Here is a 21007-nt window from a genome sequence, read left to right as displayed (position 1 = left end):
GCCTGTGGTGTCTGTCACGCGCAGGTGGGCCGGTCACTTGTCCCACACAATGACCTTGCTGCGAATCGTGCCGTTACCGACAGCGATCACGTCGATCCGAAAGACTCGTCCTTCTGCCGTCTTTCCGCAGACATGACTTGAGCTGACCAGGGAGCCGGTAAAACTCTGGCCACGTTCGGCAACAGCGGACGTGCACTCGTCCTTGCTGGGCAGAGAGTCGGTTTGCCATTCGGCGAGCCTGGCCGCCTCACCTTGGGTTGTGAAGCCGTTGCCGAGTGGGTAGATGTACTTGTCCGCGAGGTACCTCGGAGTTTTGAAATCGAGGTTGAACCGCCCCCACTCGAATTCATCAGACGAAAAGTAAACCCCTGGCTCGCTGCTCGCCGGAGAGGTAGGAGCCGACTGATTCGCGGTTACCGGAACCTGTCCAGTCATGACCTGGGTGACCGTGACGGTTGCCGATGCGGCGGTCGCAGGCGGCGCCGCTTCGGTTTTCGGCGCACTCTCGCGGCCGATGAAGAAGCCGGCGCCGGCTAGGGCCGTGACCAGTGCGGCGATCGCCGTGATCCACTTGTGGCCGAGTTCGCCCCAGCCGGACTTCTTTCCGGATTCCTCGTCCTCGCTCATCCCGTTCCCCTCCCCTGTTGAGACCGGGGTAACACTTTAGAGGGAGATGATGTGGGTTCTTTCACGAACCCGACATCGTGTCGGTCGCATGTGCTGCGCGGAGGTCGCCCGATGCGCGGGTGTTGTCCGTTGCCTCGGCCGGCGTTTTTGCTTGCCGATGCGGTCGGAGGAGGTCTTGGCGGTTCAGGACGACTTCGCCAGCTGGCTGGCTCGCTGGAAGGACATGCCGAGTTTGCGCTGGGCCTCTTCGCGCAGGACTTCGGCGCGGGCTTGGCGGTCCTTCACCGAAATCGGCAGGTGCACTTCGAGATACAGGTCGTACTCGTCGTCCTTGACGCCGTCCATGATTTCGATGAGCTCGTTGGCCATCGTCACGACGTCCTTGTACCGGAGAGCCTGGGTCGAGCGGTCGATCTCGCGGACGCGGATGAGCCAGGACCTGCCATCGCGAGTGACTTCGGCGTGGTAGGTCTTCACTTCCTCCACCATCCTTTCCCGAGGACGCCCCGCATTGCTGAAGATGTCGACGGCGAACACCCCGCCAAGTTCGGTAGGGGCACCACCAAGCCGGCACCCTCCCGTTTCCGGATCGACGCCGCGCGTTGCCGTTTGGCGGCGACAGCGATCTTCATGACGACCTCTCGCAAGCGTCGATCGCAGGCTAGAGATCTCCCGAGATCGGATGAAGAACGACGCCTCGTTGCCGCTGCGCATCACCGGATTTCGGTAGCTTCGCCTTCATGAGCGTCCGGACCAGACTCGACGACCTCTACGCACGCCGGCTCCGCGCCCGCCTCCGTCAAGGTCCGTTGCCCCGCCACGTCGGCGTGATCATCGACGGCAACCGTCGCTGGGCCCGCGCGATGGGCTTCGAGGACGTCCGCGAGGGGCATCGTCACGGGGCGCAGCACATCGCCCGGTTGATGTCGTGGTGCGAAGGCCTCGGCATCGGGCACGTGACGGTGTACCTCGCTTCGGTCGACAACCTGACGAAGCGCGCTTCGCCGGAGATGGCCTTCTTGATGCAGGTGATCGAGGACGTCGTCCGCGAGCGGCTCATCGCGCCGGGCGCGAACTGGCGCGTCGCGCCTGTGGGACGTCTCGACATGTTGCCGTCGTCGACGGCCGAGGTGCTGAAACAGGCCGAAGAGGACACTCGGGGTGCGACGGGGCCCGAGCTGACCCTCGCGATCGGGTACGGAAGCCGCGAGGAGATCGTCGACGCCGTCCGCGATCTCGTGCTCGAAGGGGCGGCTGAGGGCAAGACCCTCGTGGAGATCGCGGAGTCCGTCTCCGTGGACGCCCTCGCCTCGCATCTGTACACGGTCGGCAGTCCCGATCCGGACCTGATCATCCGGACCAGCGGTGAGGTCCGGCTGTCCGGATTCCTGCTTTGGCAGGCCAAGGATTCCCGGCTGCACTTCTGCGACGTCAACTGGCCGGGCTTCCGGTACATCGACCTGCTGCGGGCACTCCGGGTGTGGGCCAGATCGCGATGATCTTGCAGGTCGCGACCACATCGTCATCACGATTGAGTAGTGCTACGGATCCCCGGGCGGGCGTCAGGCCGCATGCTGATCGCCATGACCACCGATGGGGATGTGCTCCTCAGGCTCGCCGGGGAGATCGACGACCTTGGGGCCCGCCTCGCGCGGGTCGGCACGGAGCTGCGGACCGTCCGGTCCGAGGCGGAGCCGAAGCACGAAGAGGCGCCTGAGCAGGAAGAGCAGCAGCCGGAGCAGGCCAAGACACCGCAGGCCGAGCAGCCCGTGGCCCAGCAGGCTCAGCAGCAGCAGCCCCAGGTGCCGCACCAGGCCCAGCCCCAGCAGCCCTACCCGCACCCCCAATACCAGCAGGCCCACTACCAGCACGCCCACTACCAGCAGTACCAGCAGGCCCAGTACGCGCAGTGGCAACAGCAGCAGCAGTACCGCCAGCAGCCGCAGCAGCCCTACCGCCCGTATCAGCCCGCGCCGAAGGTGTCGCTCGCCGAGAAGCTGGGCAAGGAGGGCGCCGGCAGCAGGCTGCTGGCCTGGATCGGCGGCGCGGTCACGTTGCTCGGCATCGTGTTGTTCCTCGTGCTCGCGATCCAGCGTGGCTGGTTCGGCCCGATGCCGCGGGTGATCGGCGGCGCCGTGCTCGGCGCGGCGCTGGTCGGGATCGGCCTGAGGCTGCACCGCACGCCGGCCGGCCGCACGGGTGCGTTCGCGCTCGCCGCGACCGGGATCGGCGCGTTGTACCTCGACGCCATCGCCGCGACGACGATGTACGAGTACCTCCCGGCCTACGCGGGTCTCGCGATCGGGCTCCTGATCGCGGTCGGCGGGTTGCTGCTGGCCGTGCGGTGGAAGTCGTCGCTGCTCGCGACGGCCGTCGTGCTCGGCTGCGTGATCTGCGCGCCCATCATCACGCAGGGGTTCACCCCGCAGCTGGTCGCGTTCCTGCTCGTGGTCCAGGTCGCTTCGACGCCGGTGCAGCTGCGCCAGTCGTGGCCGTCGGTCGCGGTCGCGGCCGGGATTCCGCCGCTGGTCGCGTCGGTCTTCAGCACCGCGTTCACCGGCTTCGGCGGCAGCACGGCCAACACCGCCGCCGCGCTGGCCGCGGGCGGGGTCGGGCTCGTCCTCGCCTTGATCGTCACCCTCAAGCGGAGCGGGGACGCCGCCGCCCTCGCCCTGCTGGCCGTCGCTCCCGCGCCGTCGCTGCTCGCCGCGCTGTTCCTGCCGAAGACCCCCGCCGTGCTCGTCACCGCGTCGGTCGCGCTGGTGCTGCTCGCGGTGTGGGCGGCCGGGCAGTGGCTCGACGGCTGGACCGGTGAGCTCGCGGGCGCCGCCGGGCTCGTCGCGGCCCTGCAGACGACGATGACGCTGTTCGACGGCAGTGCCCGTTCGGGGATCCTCATCGGCGAAGCGGTTCTGCTGGCGCTGGTCGCGCTGTGGACGAAGAAGCACGTGGCGCTCTTCGGCGGGATGGGCTTCGCCGTCATCGGCGGCATGATCGCGCTGGTCATCGACGTCCCGCCGACGCTGTTCTTCCTGATCCGTAACCGTCCGGACGCCGACCTCGCCGCCGCGTTCCTGGTGGCGCTGGCGATCCTGGCCGCCTCGATCACGCTTCCGTGGGTCTCGCACCGGCTCGGGCTGTTCAAGGCCGCGGCGGAGAACGTCGTGCCGTGGCTCCTCGCCGGGGTCTGCGGGCTCTACGGCGCGGGCGCGCTGGTGCTGTGCGGCGCGCTGCTGGTGGTTCCCGGCCGGTCGGGTTTCCTGGTCGGCCACGTGGTGATCACGGTGTCGTGGACGGTCGCCGCCCTGGTGCTGCTCATCCGCGGCATCTCGGCGATCAACCTGCGGGTGATCGGGTTCGTGCTGGTCGGCGCCGCGGTGCTGAAGCTGGTCCTGTTCGACCTCTCCGCGCTCGACGGCCTGGCCAGGGTCGCCGCCTTCCTCATCGCCGGTCTGGTGCTGCTCGGCGCGGGGACGCGCTACGCGAAACTCGTCGCGTCTCGCTGACCGGAACGAGGAAGAAAAGCCGCCAGGTCGTGGTTGGTCGGTTCATGACCTACCAACCCGACCCGCGGCTCGCCGAGCGGGCGAAGGAGAACGTCGCCTGGCTGACCACGATCAGCCCCAAGGGACGCCCTTCGCCCCGCCCGGTGTGGTTCGTGCTCGACGGTGAGGATTTCATCGTCTTCAGCCAGCCGGACACGGCGAAGACCCGCCATATCGAAGCCAACCCCGAGGTCAGCCTCCACTTCAACAGCGACGAGCACGGGGGCTCGATCCTGGTGATCGGCGGCAAGGCCGAGATCCTGCCGGACGGTCTCGCGTCGGAGCAGCCGGGCTTCCTCGCCAAATACGAGAAGCATTACCCGGCGATCGACTACGACGTCCCGAAATTCGACCGGGAGTACCGCGTCCGGATCAGGATCCGGCCCGAACGTACGTGGGGCTTCTAGAAACCGACCGTCACGCAGGCCAGCCGGGCCCCCGCGGTCCCGGCGTGGCCGGGGTCGGTGTGCGTATGCGTTTCGTGGATCACGATCGAGTTCGCGCGCCGGTCGGTGAACGTCCAGTCCACTTTGGACACGGCGACGCCGCGGCCGGTGGCGTCGGTGGTGAGGTCGAGCCAGATCTCGTTGCGGGGGTTGGCGTAGGCCGGATCCACCGACGGCTTCACCGGGTCTTCGACGTTCTGGTAGTGCGGTCCGGCGAGATCACCGGTGGCGCCGCACGGTTTGGTGTGCGCGTGGGCGCCGTATTCGCGGTTGGGCAGCAGACCGGTCACGAGTACCGCGGTCGAGGTGCCGAAGGCCTTGGAAGTCAACCCGAAGACGTGCGCGCGGGCACCGGGCGGCGCCAGATCGGGTTTGTAGATGGTGAGACCGCTCTTGGCGGTGATCACGTGGACGCGGGAGCCGGGGACGGCGGTGGCCGGTCCGGCGCCGGCGGTCAGGGCCAGTGCGGCCGCGGACAGGACGAGGGCGAGTGCGGGGACGGGGCGCATGCCCCTTGCCTAGTCCGCACGAATCGGACACGCCAGAGTGATCACTCGGTCGGGCGATCATTCTCAAACTATGGGCAGGACAAGTGAGTAGCAATCCTCCGGATCGCACCTGGCTGGTCGCGGTCGCCGCCGCTCTTTGGGGCACCGACGGGCTTTTGAGGCTCCCGCTCGCCGAGGCGCTCCCGGCGGCCACGGTCGTCTTCTGGGAGCACCTGCTGGTGGTGCTCGTGCTGAGTCCCTTCATTCCCGGCGCTTTCCGCGCGCTGCGCCGGACCGGACCGCGGGAATGGCTGGCCGTGCTCGCCATCGGCGGCGGATCCTCCGCGCTCGCGACGGCGATGTTCACCGCGGCCTTCAAACTGGGCGACCCGGTGACGCCGCTGGTGCTGCAGAAGCTCCAGCCGGTGTTCGCCGTGCTCGCCGCGTATTTCGTCCTTCGCGAGCGGGTCCGCCCCGGATACGCCTTCTTCGCGATCCCGGCGCTGCTCGGCGCCTGGCTGCTGGCGTTCAAGGATCCGCTGAACATCCAGGTCGCCGCGGCGAAGGCGGCGCTGCTGGCGATCGGCGCGGCCGCGTTGTGGGCGGCGGGCACGGTGCTCGGGCGGATGCTCTCCACCGAACTGGCGCCGAAGGAGGTCACCACCCTGCGCTTCACCGTCGGGCTCCCGGTCGCGGCGGGCATCGTGGCGTACCAGGGCGGCCAGTTCGCGGTGGGCTGGGACAACGCGCTCGGGCTCGGCCTGCTCGCACTGGTCCCCGGGCTGCTGGCGCTGAGCCTGTACTACCTGGGCCTGCGGTCGACCCCCGCCGCCAGGGCGACGCTGGCCGAGCTCGCGTTCCCCGTCACGGCGGCCGTGATCGGCGTATTGTGCTTGAACGCCGATTTGTCGGGTACTCAGTGGCTGGGCCTCGCCGTGGTGGTCGTGTCAGTGACGTCGCTCGGCTGGCACGAAAAGGTCAGGCGTCAACCGATGGTCTTGGAGCCGCCGCATGGTCGAGCACACCGGCGAGACGAAGAACGAACGCCTGACCCGCAACGTCAGTGAGCTGCTGCAGGAGCTGCGGGTCGCGCAGGCAGGCGTCCAGATCCTCTTCGGTTTCCTGCTCACGGTGGTGTTCACCGACGAGTTCCACAACGCGAGCGGGTTCGAGAAGTCCGTTCACCTGACGGCGGTCCTGCTCACGGTCTGTTCGACCGTGCTGCTGACCGCGCCCGCCGCGTGGCACCGGCTGCTGTTCCGCACCGGGAACCGTGAGCGGATCCTCACCGTCGGCAATCGTTCCGTCCTGGTCGGCCTCGCCTGTCTGGCGGCCGCCATCACCACGACCGTCGCGCTCATCGCCAAGGTCGTCTTCGGCCCGATCGCGATGACGATCCTCGGCGTGGTGTCGGCGGTGCTGTTCGTCGTCATGTGGTTCGTCGTGCCGAAGAAGATCGACCGCAACGGCGACTGATCACCGGCCGGTGCGCACCGGGGTGCTTTCGGGCAGGCCGAACGCGGCGGCCGACACCGACTTCGGGTCGTCCGGGCTGGCGCCATCGAGCACCCGGCGGGCGCCGACCCACGAGAACATCTCCTTGACCGAACGCGAGTAGCCGGCGCCGTCCTCCGCGAACTTCCGGTCGAGCACGCGGAACCCGCCGGGAGTGCGTTCGACGCGGTAGACCATCGGCTGACGGCGGAATCCGCCGAGCGTGACGAGCCCGTCGCCGTCCCTCGTGACCTCGTCGCAGCTGGCGACAAGGCCGATCTTGACCTGGTCACCGTCCGGCCGGGTCTCGATCACCTTCTGTGTGCACACCCAGCGGACGCCCGCGTCGCGGGAACCGGCGAGCGCGCGCAGATGCTCGTCGATCGGCGGCAGCGCCTCCCTGGCGACGGCGTCGTCCACCGTCGGCATCTCGTCCACGATCCACCAGGCTGCCGCGGCCACCACCACACCGACCCCGGCGAGCACGGGCCAGCGTTTGACGTTCCCCATGGGACGAAGCTACCGAGCGGGGCAAGTGTTCACCCGCGGTTCGGGACACGTTGCCTCCGCGACCGTAGGTTGCGGCCGTGAACGACTCATCCAGACGGACCTTCCTGCGCGGCGCGGGCCTGCTCGGCGCCGGTGCGGCGGTCTCCGCGTTACCCGCGATCGGCGCCCCCGCGGCCTCGGCGACCTTCGGCCGCGGCCCGGACACCGAAGACGGCCGCTTCACCCTCGCGGTCCTGCCCGACACCCAGTACCTCTTCGACGCCGACCGTGGCGACCCCGCGCCGTTGGACGCCACGCTGCGGTACGTCACCGGCGGCGACGAGAACATCGTCTTCCTGGCGCATCTCGGCGACCTCACCGAGAACGGGCAGCCGGGCGAGTTCGACCAGATCAGCCGGTCCTTCCAGCACCTGGACCGGCGCCGGTTCCCGTACAGCACCCTCGCCGGCAACCACGACATCAAATCCTCGACCGACGACCAGCGCGGCCGCACGCCGTACCTCGACGCGTTCGGGCCGCAGCGGCAGCGGGGTTCGCGGACCTTCCGCGGCGCGAGCCCGGACGGCTACAACAGCCACCACGTCTTCCGCGCGGGCGGGCGTGAGTGGCTGCTGCTCGCGCTCGACTGGCGGCCGTCGGCGGGCGGGCTGGAGTGGGCGCGCTCGGTGCTCGCGCGGAATCCGCGGCTCCCGGCCATTCTGACCATCCATGAATTGGTATGGGCCGACGAGGCGGGACAGGCCCAGTTCTCGGAGTTCGGACAGAAGGTGTGGGACGAACTGGTCGACGGCAACGACCAGATCTTCCTGACGCTCAACGGGCACTACTGGCCGCCCGGACGCATGGTGAAGCAGAACAAAGCGGGCCACGACGTCCATCTGCACATCACCAACTACCAGGACCGCTACTACGGCGGCAGCGGGATGATCCGGCTCTACCGGTTCGACCTCGCGCGCAACGTGATCGACGTCCGCACGGTCTCGCCGTGGCTCGCGGACCAGGCACCGCGGTTGAACGAGCTGCAGCGGCAGGAGATCGAACGCACCGGCCCGGCGGACTACTTCAGCCTGGAGATCGACTTCGAGTCGAGGTTCGCGGGTTTCGCGCCGGTCCCGGTGCCGCCCGCCCGGCCCGCCGACCGCCAGCTGATCCGCGGGACCGTGGCGTACTGGCGGTTCGAGGGGCGTGACGGCGCGCCCGTGGACGGTGTCCGTGACCTTTCGGGCCGGGGCAACGACCTGGTCCGGGTGACCCTGCCCGGCAGCGCGCCCGAGGCGTTGCGGTTCTCCGGCGAGTTCTCCACACGGCAGCCGTCGAGGTCGAGCCTCCGGTTCGACGGCGGCAAGAAACCGGCGCGTGGCGGGTACCTGCGCACGGCGGACTCCGCGCCGATGAACGCGGAGACGTTCACCCGCGGCTACACCGTCGAGGCGTTCGTGAAACTGCCCGAGGATTTCAAGGACGGCAAGCATTCCTGGGCCGCGATCTTCGGCAGGCAGGGCTCCGGCGGCAAGGCGGGCAAAACCGGTGACGATCCCGGCGAGCCGTCGGCCACACTGTCCCTTTCGGACGGTGCCGCGTTCCAGTGGGCGGTGTTCCCGGTGAACCAGAACGGGATCTCCACCTGCTGGGGGCACGAACTGGCGCTGAAGGAATGGATCCATGTCGCCGCGGTCAACGACGGCAGGCGGACGACGCTCTACGTCGACGGCTGCCCGGTGCTGCGGAATCCGAAGACGCCTGCCGCGGGGATCGCGAATCCCGGCGGCTCGTGGCTGATCGGCGCCTACGCCTACGACTCGATCGTCGAGCAGGCCTTCCACGGCTGGCTCGGCGACGTCCGGGTGGTGGACAGGGCGCTCGACCCTCGCGAGTTCATGCTCGGCTGAGTGCCGTTGATCGTGGTGCCGTGGATCGTGCGCGGTAATGGTGGATGTCCGTCCCCATTATCGCGCACGATCGTTTCCGGGGAATGCCGGGGGTCTCTTGACAAGCGGTGGACAATAAAAAATCGGCGCCCGAATCAGAATCACTGATCAGTACGCCGAATGTGTTGTCAGTCTAACCGCTGTGAGGGGAACTTGTCAAATCAGGGGTACGACGAGGAATTGCGATCCGAGCGGCGATATGTGGCGTCGCTCTACGGGCGGCTGGACACCGAGCGCGTGCGCGTGCGCGAGGCGTATGCCGGTGCGCTGCGCGGAGAAGGCTTCGCGCTGTCCGACCGCGAGGTGTCCGTCGGTGCGAAGGCCCGCGAGATGGCCAGGCTGAAGATCGCCGACGAGGGTCTTTGTTTCGGCCGTTTGGACGCCCTTTCGGGAGAACGGTCGTACGTCGGCCGGATCGGTCTTTTCGACGAAGAGAACGACTACGAACCCTTGGTGCTGGATTGGCGGGCGCCTGCCTCGCGCGCGTTTTACTGCGCGACGGGCGCGTCACCGGAAGGAATGGCCCGGCGTCGCCAATTCCGCACCCTCGGCCGTGAGGTCCTCGACTTCACCGACGAGGTCTTCGGCCGTCCGGAATCGGCGGGCGAACGGGGTGACGCCGCGTTGCTGGCCGCGGTCAACGCGCCGCGCGGCGAGGGGATGCGGGACATCGTCGCGACGATCCAAGCCGAGCAGGACGAGATCATCCGGCTCGACCACGCGGGGGTCCTCGTCGTGGAGGGCGGCCCGGGTACCGGGAAGACGGCGGTGGCGCTGCACCGCGTGGCGTATCTGCTGTACACGAAACGAGAGCGCATGGAACGCCGTGGCGTGCTCGTGGTCGGGCCGAGCAGCGGTTTCCTCGACCACATCGGCCGGGTCCTGCCGTCGCTCGGCGAGACCAGCGCCGTCTTCGCGACACCCGGTGACCTCGTCGCGGGTCTGCGCACCGAACGGGAGGATCCGCCGAGGGTCCAGCGGATCAAGGGTTCGACGGCGATCCTGGACGTGCTCGCGGCGGCGGTGGCGGACCGGCAGGAACTGCCCGCCGAGCCGGAGCCGATCGAACTCGACGACGTCACCGTGCCGTTGGACGCCGAGATCGCGGCCGCCGCGCGCGAGGTGGCCAGGGAGAGCGGCCTGCCGCACAACGAGGCCAAGGCCGTCTTCGAACGCGCGGTGATCGCCACGCTCGCCGTGCGCGCGGTCGACCGGATCGGTGCGGGCTGGCTGCCGCCGGACGACCGGCACACCCGTCCGGAGATGCTCAAGAACGCCTGGCGGGACCTGGAAGCCAGTGAGCAGCTCGGCGCGGTGCTCGATCGGCTGTGGCCGTCGCTGACGCCGCGGCGGCTGCTCGCCGACCTTTACGCCTCGCCGGAGCGATTGCGGGCGGCCGGGGCCGATCCGGCGTTGTTCCGCGAGGAGGCGGACGCGTGGACGGTGTCCGACGTGCCGTTGCTGGACGAAGCCGTCGAGCTGCTCGGCCGCGATCGCACCGCCGAGCGTCGGGCGGAGGAGCGGCGTCGGCTGGCGCGCAAGGAATACGCCGAGCGGGTGCTGGAAATCGTCGAGGTCGAAGACGATCACGACGATTACGAGTTCGCGCTCCGGCCGACGGACGTGCTGATGGCGGAGGAACTGGCGGACCGGTTCGCCGAACGCGACGAACGGGATCTGGCGGAACGCGCCGCCGCGGACCGGGAATGGACCTATGGCCACGTGGTCGTCGACGAAGCGCAGGAACTGTCCGAAATGGACTGGCGGGTGCTGATGCGGCGCTGTCCCAGCCGGTCGTTCACCGTCGTCGGGGATCTCGCGCAGCGCCGGTCGCCGTCCGGCGCGCGATCGTGGGCCGAGATGCTCTCCCCGTACGTCGCCGATCGGTGGGTGTACCGGAAACTGACCGTCAACTACCGGACGCCGTCGGAGATCATGGCGGTGGCGTCGGCGGTGCTGGCGAGTTTCGCGGGAGACGTCGTACCGCCGGAATCGGTGCGTTCGTGCGGGGTGCGGCCGTGGGCCCGTCGACTGTCCGAAGTGGACATAGAGGATGCCGTCGCCGAGTTCGTCCGCGCGGAAGCGGAGCGCGAGGGGACGTCGGTCGTCATCGGGCCGCCGGGGGTGCCCGGTGCGATCGCGCCGTCCGCGGTCAAAGGTCTGGAGTACGACGCGGTCCTGGTGGTGGAGCCGGAGCGGATCCTCGCGGAAGGCCCCAGCGGCGAGGCGGAACTGTACGTCGCGCTGACGCGGGCGACCCAGCGGCTCGGCGTCCTGTACCGCGGGGTGCTGCCGAAAGTCCTCCGCGGTCTTGATTCCGGGCGGCGGACTCCCGACGCTCACCTGCACTGCGTCTAGCGGGTGCCAACGTGTCGTGAGTGGCAAGGACGGTTCTAACCGTCCTTGCCACTCACGACCCAACAGGGCCTATCTGGTCAGGTTGCCCCAGGCGTATGTCTGTTTTGCGAGTTTCAAATAGACCAAGGTCTCCGTGCTGACGACACCCGGGATGGGCCGGATGTCGTCGTTCAGCACACTCAAGAGGTGTTCGTCGTCCCGGCAGGCGACCTCGGCCAGCAGGTCGTAGCCCCCCGCGGTCAGCACGACGTAGTGGATGTCCGGCATTCCGGAGAGCTGGTCGGAGACCGCCCGCGGATCGCCTTGCACCTTGATCCCGACCATCGCCTGACGGCCGAGCCCGACGTTCGCCGGATCCGTGACCGCGACGATCTGCATCGTCTCGTCCCGCAGCAGCCGCTGGACGCGCTGCCGCACGGCGCCCTCCGACAACCCGACGGCCTTGGCCAAGGCCGTGAACGAGGCCCGCCCGTCGACTTGCAGTAGAGCGATCAGAGTGCGATCGGTATTGTCCAAACCTCTAGGTGTGCGCTGCTCCATCTGCGCGCGTGGTTCGTCACCCATGCCGTCCCTCCCTTTGTTTCGGCATGCGATTCTTGTCGCGCAGCGTATCGATAAGTGTCCAGAATGCTACCGCCGTTAAGTTGTTTGTCGTGATTCTCTTTCCCGGCGCCTTCCCGCGAAGGATTCTGTCGTTCGATAGGGCAAGTGACGAGGTTTTCGGATGACGCGTCAGCCGAGGTCGCGTTTCAGCAGGTCTTCCTCGGTTTCGCGGCGGACGAGCAGTGTCGCGGTGCCGCGGGAGACGCCGACCACCGGCGGCCTGCCGACGAGGTTGTAATTCGAGGCGAGCGAGTGGTGGTATGCCCCGGTGCACGGGACGGCGAGCAGGTCGCCGGGGTGGACGTCGTCGGGGAGGGAGAGCCCGTCGGCGAGGACGTCGCCGGATTCGCAGTGCCGTCCGACCACCGTCATCGGCCGACGGGCGGCGCGACTGCGCCTGCCGATCAGGCGCGCGGTGTACGCCGCCCCGTAGAGCGCCGGCCGCGCGTTGTCGCTCATCCCGCCGTCGACGGCGACGAAAGTGCGCGAGCCGCGTTTCACCGCGCAGACCCGGTACACGGTGATCCCCGCCGGGCCGACGATCGCGCGACCCGGTTCGATCGTCAGCTTCGGCAGGGGGAAGCCGTGCGAGGTGCATTCGTAAGCGAGCGCGACCCGCAGACGCCGCACATAACCGTCGATGTCGAAACCCGTGTCGCCGGGCAGATAGCGCACGGCGTGCCCGCCGCCGAGATCCAGTTCCCGCAGGGTGATGCCGTGGCTGTCCCGGAGTGCGACGAGCACCCCGATCATCTTGCGGGCGGCCAGTTCGTAGAAATCGACCCGCGACACCTGCGAACCGATGTGGCAATGCAGCCCGGCCAGGCGGAGCCCGGGCTGCGCGAGCACGGCGGACACGGCCCGGCCGAGGTTGTCGCGGACTCCCTCACGCAGCGAGAAGCCGAACTTCTGTCCTTCGGTGCCGGTGGTGATCGCCGCGTGCGTACCGGCCGCGACGTCGGGGGTCACCCGGATCAGCACCTGCTGCGCTCCGGTGGCGAGCGCGCCGAGCTGCTCGATCTCGTCGAGCGAATCCACCACGATGCGGCGGACGCCGTAGGACAAGGCGGCTTTGAGGTCTTCTGGGGTCTTCGCGTTGCCGTGCAGCAGGATCCGCTCGGCGGGGAAGCCGATCGACCGCGCCACCGCGATCTCGCCCGCCGAGCAGGTGTCGAGGGACAGCCCTTCCTCGGCGACCCAGCGCAGGACCGCGCGGGTGCACAGCGCCTTGCTCGCGTACGCCACCTCGGCGTCGGGGAGCGCCTTCCGGTACGCGCGGGCGTTCTGCCGGACCTCGTCCTCGTCGAGCAGGTACGCCGGCGTCCCGAACCTCGCGGCGAGGTGGGACACCGGCGCGCCCGCGAACAGCAGTTCCCCGCCCGGCCCGAGCCGGGTGCTCCGTGGCCAGACCCCGGGTTCGAGGTGGTCGGCGGCCTCGCAGCCGAGGCTGGGCAGGAGCTCGCTGAGCGTCACGGTTACCTCCGCGTCGATCGGGTCAGTGCCTTCTCAGCACAACTCCGATCGACCCGGCCCGGCCGTCCCGGCAACGTCTCCCTGACGCTTCGCGAGGTCTCGCTGACGCCTTGTTAACGCGCGAGTAACCCCGGCCACAGTGTCAGCGGACGGGCTCCGGGACGGTGTCGAGCGCCCGCACCATGTGCACGGCCAGCGCGAACGCCGCCTCGTTGTCCAGGTCGGTGTGTTCGTTGACGATCTTCTTCACGGTGTCGACCCGGGTCTCGTAGCGGGAGACGGGGACGGTGTCGGCGTTCATGGTGATCCTCTATTCGGTTGTTTCGGGTTTCGTGGCACAGGTGCAGCCGCGGCTGAAACCGCCGGCGGCGGTCGCGGTGCAGAAGCGGCGGGCGATCGCGTCGTGCGCGGACATCGGATGCGGGCAGCTCGGGCAGCGGTCGTCGGCGGCGGGTTCGGCCACGTCGCCGAGGGAGCGGATGGAGGTCATCGCGCGACGGCCGGTTGAGCACGGAGTGGCGCCCCGACCTCGTGCAGATGCCGGAGCACGTAGCCGTACGACGCCGCCCAGCCGCACTGCGCGTAGTCGATGCCGTGTTTCGCGCAGAACTCACGGACGATCACCTGCGCGTGCTTGAGGTTCGGCCGGGCCATGCTCGGGAACAGGTGGTGCTCGATCTGGTAGTTGAGGCCGCCGAGGGCGAAGTCCACGACGCGGCCGCCGCGCACGTTGCGCGAGGTGAGGACCTGCTTGCGCAGGAAGTCGAGCTTGTGCCCGGCCGACAGCGTCGGCATGCCCTTGTGGTTCGGGGCGAACGAGCAGCCCATGTACACGCCCCAGAGGCACTGGTGCACGGCGATGAAGACGAAGCCGACTCCCGGCGAGAGGACAACGAACACCGCGGTCAGATACGCGGCGAGGTGGGCGAGCATCAGCGCCGATTCGAGTTTCCGTCGTTTGAAGCCGCGCTGGAAGATCGCCGTCACGCTCGACACGTGCAGGTTCAGGCCTTCCAGCAACAGCAGCGGGAAGAACAGGAACGCCTGGTATTTCGCCATCCAGCGCAGGAAACCGCGCCGCTCGGCGCCCTGCGCCTTGGTGAAGATCAGCGCGGCGAGGTTGACGTCCGGGTCCTCGTCCTCGTGGTTGGGGTTGGCGTGGTGGCGGGTGTGTGTCCCGATCCACCAGCCGTAGCTGAGCCCGGTCAGTCCACCGTGGACGAATCCGGTGACGTCGTTCGCCTTGCGGCCGCGGAAGATCTGCTTGTGTCCCGCGTCGTGGCCGATGAAGGACAGCTGCGTGAACATCATCGCGAAGAAGGCGGCGAGGAACAGCTGCCACCAGGAGTCGCCGAGATGCGCGAACGCGACCCAGCCGCCCGCGAAGGCGAGCAGGTTCAAGCCGATCTTCACCGCGTAGTACTTGCGACGCCGATCGAGGAGGCCGGCGTCCTTGACCAATTTGGACAGTTCGGCGAAGTCGCTGCCCTGCCTCGTCTGGGTGGAGGTCATGGGAGATCACACCGTTCTGGTTCGTGAAAGTGGGCAATCCAGCAACGGGTTCGCGAACACCGAAGTGTCTGATTCGGCCGAGAAAGGCACTGGTACCACAACACGCCACGGTCGTTCCGTGGCCTGACACCAGTGTCCCACGACCGTGGAGCGGAAGCAATTCACCAAAGCGGCACGATCTGGCGTACAGTCGAAGACATCGAGGGAAATTTCCCCCGGTTCCGTCCGGTCGCGAGCTTCGGCCGGAGACAGGAGCACCGGCCAGACATCGGTCCCTTCGCGCTCATGGTCCCGCCGGCTTCGCCGGTGAGCAGCCGCCCGCCGCGCCTCATGGCGCGCCCCGAGGCGCCCATATGGGCCAAGCCGCGATCCGTCGATGGCCACGACCTCTGACCTGTCACCGTGTCCGCGCCCGCCCCAGTGGGCGCGGACACGGTCAGAAAAACGTCAGCGCCGCGGCGACCTGCTCCCCTTCCGCGCCGGTCAGCGCGCGGCTCGGCGGCCGGACGTCGGCGCGGCACAAACCCAGCTGTGCCAAGGCTTCCTTGACCACGCTCACGTTGTTGGCGCTGCCTTCCGCGGCCCGCAGCTCCTCGAACGGCCGGATCCGCTCCCAGACCGCCATCGCTCCGGTGAAGTCGCCGTCCCGCAACGCACGGAACATCTCCAGCGAGAGCTCTGGCGCGACGTTCACCAGCCCCGAGGTGAACCCGGTCGCGCCGACGGCGAAGTAACCCGGCGCGGACAGCTCCGCCAGCCCGGCGATCCACACGAAGCGATCGATCCCCGCGTCCCGCGCCACCGAGGCGAACCGCACCGGATCCGGCACCGCGTACTTCACGCCGATGACGTTCTCCGCGGCGTCGGCGAGCTTGGCCAGCTGCTCGCCCTCGATCCGCGCGTCGCGCACGTACAGCACGACACCCAGCTCCGGGACCGCCGCCGCGATGGCGCGGTGATATTCGACCCAGCCCTCCGCCGAGACGTACGGATGCACCGGCTGATGGATCATGACCAGGCCGGCGCCCGCGTCCCGGGCATGCCGCGCGGCGCCGATCGCCGTCCGGACGTCGTGTCCGACCCCGGCGACCACACTCGCCCGTCCCGCCGCGGCCTTGACCGTCACTTCGAGGCAGTGCCGCGTCTCGGCCTCGTCCAGCGCGTAGAACTCGCCGGTGTTCCCGTTCGGCGTCACGACCTCGACCCCGACGGTGAGCACGCGGTCGACCAGGTGCCCGTAGGCCTCGGAATCCACGGCGCCGTCGGCGTCGAACGGGGTCACCGGGATGGCCACGACGCCGGACAGCCGCCGTTTCCGCTCGTCGAACCGTGGAGAGGTCACTGGCATGTCCGATCTGATATATGATGTGAAACGGTAGCACGGTGGGACAGGTGTCCTGAGGTTTGGGACACTTGGCCGCCTGGCCGTGCGAGGGGCGGCTGCTCGGCGTTCCAGATGCCGACGATGTAGGAATCGGGACGTTGAGTGTCCCGATTCCTACATCGTCGAGGCCCTGCTCCTAGCTTGATCGACGGAGGACGGGGACACTGAACGTCCGAAATCCTCCCCGCTCGCCGGATCTCAGCCGAAGTACGAAGCGAAGTTCTTCGAGAACTCCCAGCCGCCGAACTTGTCCCAGTTGATCGACCAGGTCATCAGCCCGCGCAGCGCCGGGAAGCTGCCATGCGGCTTGTAGGTGCCGCAGCCGCTCCCCTTCATCAGGCAGTCCAGCGACGCGCGCACGTCCGCCGGGGTCGTGTGCCCGTTGCCCGCCGACGGCGACGCCGGCAGGCCGATCGCGACCTGTTCCGGTTTCAGCGCGGGGAACACGTTCGCCGCGTCGCCCGCGACGGGGAAGCCGGTGAGCACCATGTCGGTCATCGCCGTGTGGAAATCCGCGGTCCCCATCGTGTGGTACTGGCCGTCGAGCCCCATGATCGGGCCGGAGTTGTAGTCCTGGACGTGCAGCACGGTCAGCGAGTCCCGCAGCGCGTGGATCACCGGCAGGTAGGCCCCGGAGCGCGGATCGGCGCTCCCGTTCGGGCCCGGTCCGTAGAACTGGTGCCCCAGTTGGACGAAGAACGTCTCCGGTGCCATTGTCAGCACGAAGTCGTTGCCGTACTTGGCTTTCAACGTCTTCAGCGCGGAGATGAGGTTGACCACCACGGGCGTCTTCGGGTTCTTGAAGTCGGTGTCGCCGGGGTCGAGGGACAGCGAATGGCCCTCGAAGTCGATGTCGATCCCGTCGAGGCCGTACTTGTCGATGATCGCGCTCGCCGAACTGACGAAAGCGTCCCGCGCGGCGGCCGTGGTCAGCCGCACCTGCCCGTTCTGGCCGCCGACGGAGATGACGACCTTCTTGCCCTTCTCGCGCTGCGCCTTGATCCCGGCGATGAACTCCGCCTCGGATTCGACGTTCGGGCATTCCGCCGCCGGGCACAGACCGAACCGGAGTTCGCCCGAGGTCGTGGATGTCGGCTCGGCGAAGGCGAGGTCGATGATGTCCCAGTCTTCGGGGACGTCGGCGATTCTCGTGTAACCGGAGCCGTTCGCGAAGCTCGTGTGCAGGTAGCCGACCAGGGCGTGGGCCGGGATCGCGGCCTGTGCCGCGGCGGGCATCAGCAGGCCCAGTAAGAGGAAAACGATGCCGACGGCGGCTTTCCGGCGCATGGGGACTCCCTCGGATGTGGTTCAGGTCACGTCAAGGATTGGACTAGACCACTAGGGAGTTTGTCAAGAAATAACCGGAACTCGTCGGGTTTTGTCGCCGCCGCACGGAGTTGTCCACACGTGAACAACCTGTGGACAACTCCGCGAACGGTCCACTTAGGACAATGCGGCGAGGAAGATCTCCAGCTGCTCGACGACGAACGCGTGATCGTCGGCCTGTGGCAGCCCCGAGACGCCGACGGTGCCGACCGGGCCGACTCCCTCGACGATCACCGGGAACACCCCGCCGTGCGCGGCGTACAGGTCCGGGTCGAGGCGAGAGTCGGCTTCGAATGTCGAGCCCTTCGCGCGGAACTGTTCGCCGACGAAGAACGAGCTGTGCCCGTATCGGTCGACGACGCGGCTCTTGCGGTCGATCCACGCGTCGTTGTCGGCCGAGGTTCCCGGCAACGCGGCGTGGAACAGGCGCTGCCCGCCGCGGCGCACGGAGACCGTCACCGGGAGGGCGCGGTCCCGTGCCGCTGCGAGCAGATGGGCGCCCAGCTTCAGCGCGGTCTCGTTGTCGAACCGGCGGAAGACCAGGCGCTCCTCCTGTGCGGCCAGGACGGCCAGGGTGTCATCGCTCATGGCACCCATTAAATCAACGCTGTTGTTTAATGGCTAGCGAAGGGCGTCCAGTGCGAAGGCGGCGTACATCGCGACGCCATTGGCCATCGCGTCCTCGTCGAAGACCACCCGGTTCGAGTGGTTCGCCTCCACTGTGGCCAGGTCGGCGTCGGGCGGGCAGGCCCCCAGGAACGCGAACGCGCCCGGCACCCGCTGCAGGACGTAGGAGAAGTCCTCCGCGCCCATCACCGGGTTCTCCATGACCTCGGAGTTGCCGGCGCCGAGTACCTCGGCCGCCAGCTCCAGCACCCGGGCCGCGACCTGGGGATCGTTCACCGTGACGGGGTAGCCGGGGAGGACCTCGGCGCTCACCTTGACGCCGTGCGCCGCGCCGACCGCCTCGCACACCCTCGGCAGCTCCTCGCGCACGAACGCCTGCGTCCGCTCGGACAGCGTGCGGATCGTGCCCTCCAGGAACGCCGTCTCCGGGATGATGTTCGTCGTCGTACCCGTCTCGATGCGGGTCACCGACACCACGGCGGGCTCGAACACGCTGACCTTGCGGGTCACCATCGTCTGCAGCGCGCCCACCATCGCGGCCGCCGCGGGCACCGGGTCGATCGCCTGGTGCGGCGCCGAGCCGTGCCCGCCCCGGCCGGTGACGGTGACGTGGAAGCTGTTCGCCGACGCCATGATCGGACCCGGCCGCGTCTGCACGACGCCGGCCGCGGCCGAGGTGAAGATGTGCAGGCCGAACGCCTTTTCGACGCGCTCGCCCGCGGCGTCCAGCACGCCCTCGTGGATCATGTGGCGCGCGCCGTGCTCGCCCTCCTCGCCGGGCTGGAACATGAACACCACCGACCCGGCCAGCTCGTCGGCGTGCTCGCAGAGCAGCCGCGCGGCCGACGCCAGCATCGCGACGTGGGTGTCGTGCCCGCAGGCGTGCATCGCGCCGTCGTCTTCGGAGGCGAAGTCGAGCCCGGTGTCCTCGTGCAGCGGCAGCGCGTCCATGTCGCCGCGGAGCAGGATCGCCGGACCCGGCTTCCCACCACGGAGGACGGCGGTCAGCGAGGTGGTCGATTTGCCCTCGGTGATCTCCAGCGGCAGGCCCTCGAGGGCGGCTTTGATCGAGGCCTGGGTCTTCGGCAAGTGGAGGCCGATCTCCGGATTCCGGTGGATCTCCCGGCGGAGCTCCACGGTTTTCGTCTGGAGAGCGCGGGCTTCGGCCAGCAATCCGGCGAAGCGGGCGTCGGGGAGGGTGGGCAGGTCGGTGGGTCCGGTCATGTCTCGATAGTGGCGCATGCGGCGCTTCGGGCGCACCGTGCGTGCGTTCCGAATGCGGGCGGAATACGGTGTGCGCATGGCGGTGCAAGAGCCGATCACGGGGTTCGCGGTGGCCGTGGTGCGGGAGGACGGTCGGTGGCGGTGCAGTTCCCTTGATCCGGGGGCGCTCGGCGAGCTCGACGCTGCGATCACGGAGCTGGGCAAACTGCGTTCGACAGGGGCCGCGTTCGGGCTGCTGGCGGTGGACGACGAGTTCTTCGTGATCGTCCGGCCGAGCCCGAGAGGCCCGTCGCTGCTGCTGTCCGACGCCGCCGCGGCGCTCGACTACGACATCGCCGCCGACGTCCTCGACGTGCTGAGAGTCGACCCTCCGGACGAGGACGACGACGCGGTCTGGCCGGAAGGCGACCTGGAGATCCTGTCCGACCTCGGACTGCCCGGGGCCGAACTGCAGGTGATCGTCGGCGAGGTCGACCTCTATCCGGACGAACAACTCCAGATGGTCGCGCAGCGGTGCGGCTTCGCCGCCGAGTTCACGAAGATCCTGGACGAGATCTGAGCCCCGCAGCCTCCGCCGCCGACATCGCCGCCGTCCGTGCGGCGATCGTCGCGGCGCGAGGTGCCGGCGAAGACGTGCCGATCGGTGCCGTCGTCCTGTCGCCGGACGGCACCCCGCTCGCTTCCGCGCGCAACGCCCGCGAAGAACTCGGCGACCCGACGGCGCACGCGGAGATCCTCGCGCTGCGGGCCGCGTCGAAGATCTACGGCGACGGCTGGCGGCTCGAAGGCTGCACGCTCGCGGTGACGCTGGAGCCGTGCACGATGTGTGCCGGCGCCCTCGTGATGGCCAGGGTCGCGAAGGTCGTCTTCGGCGCCTGGGAGCCCAAGACCGGGGCCGTGGGGTCGCTGTGGGACGTCGTCCGCGATCGGCGGCTCAGTCACCGCGCGGAGGTCGTCGGCGGTGTCCTGGAGGCCGAATGCGCGGCCCTGCTCGAAGACTTCTTCCACGGGCAGCGGGGTAACCGCACCGGGTGAAGGATGTGTCGGACCCGGCGACACGGGTAACCCTCCGGACAGGCGGCCGCAGACGGTGGCCGCAGTCGAAGGAGGAACATCCGCCATGAGCGTTTTCGACAAGGCGAAGGACAAGGCCGAGCAGGCCATCGGCGCCGCCAAGGAGAAGCTCGGCGAGAAGACCGACAACCAGGACCTCGCGAACTCCGGCCGGGCCGACCAGACCGAGGGCGAGGTCAAGGAGGCCGGGCACGACCTTCGCGACCGCGCGGAAGGCGGCGTGCAGGACCTCAAGGACAAGTTCAACAAGTAGCCGCGAACGCAGAAGAGCCGGTCTCCGTGGAGACCGGCTCTTCGCTGCGGTGGCGGTGGGATTTGAACCCACGGACGGGTATTAACCGTCACACGATTTCGAGTCGTGCTCCTTCGGCCGCTCGGACACGCCACC

The 21007-nt window shown here is 68.6% G+C and carries 23 protein-coding genes and 1 tRNA gene; 10 read left to right on the top strand and 14 right to left on the bottom strand.

The window, feature by feature from the left end; all coding sequences use genetic code 11:
• Positions 1-33 precede the first annotated feature (33 nt).
• Together ACFWIW_RS24135 and ACFWIW_RS24130 are read right to left on the bottom strand one after the other, a co-directional pair.
• Positions 34-627: a hypothetical protein gene (locus ACFWIW_RS24135; protein WP_378370492.1), complete on the bottom strand. Its 594-nt coding sequence runs from the start codon at positions 625-627 to the stop codon at positions 34-36.
• 183 nt (positions 628-810) lie between these two features.
• Complete coding sequence (locus ACFWIW_RS24130; protein WP_378370491.1) at positions 811-1104, bottom strand: hypothetical protein; 294 nt, start codon at positions 1102-1104, stop codon at positions 811-813.
• 263 nt (positions 1105-1367) lie between these two features.
• Between ACFWIW_RS24130 and uppS the strand changes: the two genes are divergently transcribed.
• The 3 genes from uppS (at position 1368) to ACFWIW_RS24115 (ending at position 4579) form a co-directional block, all read left to right on the top strand.
• A complete protein-coding gene (gene uppS / locus ACFWIW_RS24125) occupies positions 1368-2126 on the top strand; it encodes a polyprenyl diphosphate synthase (protein ID WP_378370490.1) in 759 nt (252 codons plus the stop codon).
• 72 nt (positions 2127-2198) lie between these two features.
• Positions 2199-4133: a DUF2339 domain-containing protein gene (locus ACFWIW_RS24120; protein WP_378370502.1), complete on the top strand. Its 1935-nt coding sequence runs from the start codon at positions 2199-2201 to the stop codon at positions 4131-4133.
• Between the two features lie 44 nt (positions 4134-4177).
• On the top strand, positions 4178-4579 hold the full coding sequence (locus ACFWIW_RS24115; protein ID WP_378370489.1) for a TIGR03667 family PPOX class F420-dependent oxidoreductase: 402 nt from the start codon (positions 4178-4180) through the stop codon (positions 4577-4579).
• Here the strand turns inward: ACFWIW_RS24115 and ACFWIW_RS24110 are convergent.
• The gene (locus tag ACFWIW_RS24110) at positions 4576-5127 is read right to left on the bottom strand and encodes a superoxide dismutase family protein (RefSeq protein ID WP_240596776.1); all 552 of its coding nucleotides are present in this window, start codon (positions 5125-5127) and stop codon (positions 4576-4578) included. The two genes, ACFWIW_RS24115 and ACFWIW_RS24110, sit on opposite strands and share 4 nt — an antisense overlap.
• 83 nt (positions 5128-5210) lie before the next feature.
• Here ACFWIW_RS24110 and ACFWIW_RS24105 point away from each other — a divergent pair, with 83 nt between their 5' ends.
• Together ACFWIW_RS24105 and ACFWIW_RS24100 are read left to right on the top strand one after the other, a co-directional pair.
• Entirely contained in the window at positions 5211-6173 is a 963-nt protein-coding gene (locus ACFWIW_RS24105) for a DMT family transporter (protein WP_378370488.1), read from the top strand.
• Positions 6118-6582 carry a DUF6328 family protein gene (locus ACFWIW_RS24100; protein WP_378370487.1) on the top strand — a complete coding sequence of 155 codons (465 nt, stop codon included), beginning with the start codon at positions 6118-6120 and terminating at the stop codon, positions 6580-6582. Before ACFWIW_RS24105 ends, ACFWIW_RS24100 begins: the two co-directional genes overlap by 56 nt.
• On the opposite strand, the gene ACFWIW_RS24095 is transcribed toward ACFWIW_RS24100, so the two are convergent.
• Positions 6583-7110 (bottom strand): hypothetical protein, encoded by a 528-nt coding sequence (locus tag ACFWIW_RS24095; protein WP_378370486.1) that lies wholly within the window; start codon positions 7108-7110, stop codon positions 6583-6585.
• A gap of 77 nt (positions 7111-7187) precedes the next feature.
• Between ACFWIW_RS24095 and ACFWIW_RS24090 the strand changes: the two genes are divergently transcribed.
• Positions 7188-8999, top strand: a complete 1812-nt coding sequence (locus ACFWIW_RS24090; RefSeq protein WP_378370485.1) for a LamG-like jellyroll fold domain-containing protein — start codon at positions 7188-7190, stop codon at positions 8997-8999.
• A gap of 192 nt (positions 9000-9191) precedes the next feature.
• The gene (gene helR, locus ACFWIW_RS24085; protein WP_378370484.1) at positions 9192-11396 is read left to right on the top strand and encodes an RNA polymerase recycling motor ATPase HelR; all 2205 of its coding nucleotides are present in this window, start codon (positions 9192-9194) and stop codon (positions 11394-11396) included.
• A 69-nt stretch (positions 11397-11465) separates the two neighbouring features.
• Here the strand turns inward: helR and ACFWIW_RS24080 are convergent, their stop codons facing one another.
• The 9 genes from ACFWIW_RS24080 to ACFWIW_RS24040 all read right to left on the bottom strand — a co-directional run bounded on the left by ACFWIW_RS24080 (position 11466) and on the right by ACFWIW_RS24040 (position 19545).
• Positions 11466-11960 carry an Lrp/AsnC family transcriptional regulator gene (locus tag ACFWIW_RS24080; RefSeq protein ID WP_016337981.1) on the bottom strand — a complete coding sequence of 165 codons (495 nt, stop codon included), beginning with the start codon at positions 11958-11960 and terminating at the stop codon, positions 11466-11468.
• A gap of 168 nt (positions 11961-12128) precedes the next feature.
• Complete coding sequence (gene lysA / locus ACFWIW_RS24075) at positions 12129-13472, bottom strand: diaminopimelate decarboxylase (protein ID WP_378370483.1); 1344 nt, start codon at positions 13470-13472, stop codon at positions 12129-12131.
• A 142-nt stretch (positions 13473-13614) separates the two neighbouring features.
• The gene (locus ACFWIW_RS24070; protein WP_378370482.1) at positions 13615-13773 is read right to left on the bottom strand and encodes a DUF6307 family protein; all 159 of its coding nucleotides are present in this window, start codon (positions 13771-13773) and stop codon (positions 13615-13617) included.
• A 9-nt stretch (positions 13774-13782) separates the two neighbouring features.
• Complete coding sequence (locus ACFWIW_RS24065) at positions 13783-13962, bottom strand: RGCVC family protein (RefSeq protein ID WP_240596787.1); 180 nt, start codon at positions 13960-13962, stop codon at positions 13783-13785.
• Positions 13959-14984 (bottom strand): acyl-CoA desaturase, encoded by a 1026-nt coding sequence (locus ACFWIW_RS24060; RefSeq protein ID WP_240596789.1) that lies wholly within the window; start codon positions 14982-14984, stop codon positions 13959-13961. The genes ACFWIW_RS24065 and ACFWIW_RS24060 overlap by 4 nt, the downstream gene beginning before the upstream one ends.
• Positions 14985-15420: 436 nt before the next feature.
• The gene (locus tag ACFWIW_RS24055; RefSeq protein ID WP_378370481.1) at positions 15421-16332 is read right to left on the bottom strand and encodes a dihydrodipicolinate synthase family protein; all 912 of its coding nucleotides are present in this window, start codon (positions 16330-16332) and stop codon (positions 15421-15423) included.
• 234 nt (positions 16333-16566) lie between these two features.
• Positions 16567-17655 (bottom strand): chitinase, encoded by a 1089-nt coding sequence (locus ACFWIW_RS24050; protein ID WP_378370480.1) that lies wholly within the window; start codon positions 17653-17655, stop codon positions 16567-16569.
• Positions 17656-17811: 156 nt separating this feature from the next.
• Positions 17812-18282: a heme-degrading domain-containing protein gene (locus ACFWIW_RS24045; RefSeq protein WP_378370479.1), complete on the bottom strand. Its 471-nt coding sequence runs from the start codon at positions 18280-18282 to the stop codon at positions 17812-17814.
• 33 nt (positions 18283-18315) lie between these two features.
• Positions 18316-19545, bottom strand: a complete 1230-nt coding sequence (locus tag ACFWIW_RS24040; protein ID WP_378370478.1) for a M20 family metallopeptidase — start codon at positions 19543-19545, stop codon at positions 18316-18318.
• Between the two features lie 76 nt (positions 19546-19621).
• On the opposite strand from ACFWIW_RS24040, the gene ACFWIW_RS24035 reads away from it, so the two are divergent.
• The 3 genes from ACFWIW_RS24035 (at position 19622) to ACFWIW_RS24025 (ending at position 20872) form a co-directional block, all read left to right on the top strand.
• Positions 19622-20104, top strand: a complete 483-nt coding sequence (locus ACFWIW_RS24035) for a tRNA adenosine deaminase-associated protein (protein WP_197684721.1) — start codon at positions 19622-19624, stop codon at positions 20102-20104.
• A gap of 23 nt (positions 20105-20127) precedes the next feature.
• Positions 20128-20580 (top strand): nucleoside deaminase, encoded by a 453-nt coding sequence (locus ACFWIW_RS24030; protein WP_046200068.1) that lies wholly within the window; start codon positions 20128-20130, stop codon positions 20578-20580.
• An 85-nt stretch (positions 20581-20665) separates the two neighbouring features.
• Entirely contained in the window at positions 20666-20872 is a 207-nt protein-coding gene (locus ACFWIW_RS24025; RefSeq protein WP_063271745.1) for a CsbD family protein, read from the top strand.
• A gap of 47 nt (positions 20873-20919) precedes the next feature.
• On the opposite strand, the gene ACFWIW_RS24020 is transcribed toward ACFWIW_RS24025, so the two are convergent.
• Positions 20920-21007: transfer RNA gene (locus ACFWIW_RS24020), tRNA-Ser, on the bottom strand.

Origin of the sequence: Amycolatopsis sp. NPDC058340 (assembly GCF_042723975.1) — a bacterium.
Taxonomy (GTDB): Bacteria; Actinomycetota; Actinomycetes; order Mycobacteriales; family Pseudonocardiaceae; genus Amycolatopsis.
This window is presented reverse-complemented; position numbering and strand designations above follow the sequence as displayed.

What these genes read in the sequence shown, in the direction of transcription:
- ACFWIW_RS24135 (WP_378370492.1), bottom strand. Translation starts at nt 627, where the DNA reads ATGAGCGAGGACGAGGAATCCGGAAAGAAGTCCGGCTGGGGCGAACTC.
- uppS (WP_378370490.1), top strand. Translation starts at nt 1,368, where the DNA reads ATGAGCGTCCGGACCAGACTCGACGACCTCTACGCACGCCGGCTCCGC.
- ACFWIW_RS24120 (WP_378370502.1), top strand. Translation starts at nt 2,199, where the DNA reads ATGCTGATCGCCATGACCACCGATGGGGATGTGCTCCTCAGGCTCGCC.
- ACFWIW_RS24115 (WP_378370489.1), top strand. Translation starts at nt 4,178, where the DNA reads ATGACCTACCAACCCGACCCGCGGCTCGCCGAGCGGGCGAAGGAGAAC.
- ACFWIW_RS24110 (WP_240596776.1), bottom strand. Translation starts at nt 5,127, where the DNA reads ATGCGCCCCGTCCCCGCACTCGCCCTCGTCCTGTCCGCGGCCGCACTG.
- ACFWIW_RS24100 (WP_378370487.1), top strand. Translation starts at nt 6,118, where the DNA reads ATGGTCGAGCACACCGGCGAGACGAAGAACGAACGCCTGACCCGCAAC.
- ACFWIW_RS24095 (WP_378370486.1), bottom strand. Translation starts at nt 7,110, where the DNA reads ATGGGGAACGTCAAACGCTGGCCCGTGCTCGCCGGGGTCGGTGTGGTG.
- ACFWIW_RS24080 (WP_016337981.1), bottom strand. Translation starts at nt 11,960, where the DNA reads ATGGGTGACGAACCACGCGCGCAGATGGAGCAGCGCACACCTAGAGGT.
- ACFWIW_RS24070 (WP_378370482.1), bottom strand. Translation starts at nt 13,773, where the DNA reads ATGAACGCCGACACCGTCCCCGTCTCCCGCTACGAGACCCGGGTCGAC.
- ACFWIW_RS24065 (WP_240596787.1), bottom strand. Translation starts at nt 13,962, where the DNA reads ATGACCTCCATCCGCTCCCTCGGCGACGTGGCCGAACCCGCCGCCGAC.
- ACFWIW_RS24060 (WP_240596789.1), bottom strand. Translation starts at nt 14,984, where the DNA reads ATGACCTCCACCCAGACGAGGCAGGGCAGCGACTTCGCCGAACTGTCC.
- ACFWIW_RS24055 (WP_378370481.1), bottom strand. Translation starts at nt 16,332, where the DNA reads ATGCCAGTGACCTCTCCACGGTTCGACGAGCGGAAACGGCGGCTGTCC.
- ACFWIW_RS24050 (WP_378370480.1), bottom strand. Translation starts at nt 17,655, where the DNA reads ATGCGCCGGAAAGCCGCCGTCGGCATCGTTTTCCTCTTACTGGGCCTG.
- ACFWIW_RS24045 (WP_378370479.1), bottom strand. Translation starts at nt 18,282, where the DNA reads ATGAGCGATGACACCCTGGCCGTCCTGGCCGCACAGGAGGAGCGCCTG.
- ACFWIW_RS24040 (WP_378370478.1), bottom strand. Translation starts at nt 19,545, where the DNA reads ATGACCGGACCCACCGACCTGCCCACCCTCCCCGACGCCCGCTTCGCC.
- ACFWIW_RS24035 (WP_197684721.1), top strand. Translation starts at nt 19,622, where the DNA reads ATGGCGGTGCAAGAGCCGATCACGGGGTTCGCGGTGGCCGTGGTGCGG.
- ACFWIW_RS24025 (WP_063271745.1), top strand. Translation starts at nt 20,666, where the DNA reads ATGAGCGTTTTCGACAAGGCGAAGGACAAGGCCGAGCAGGCCATCGGC.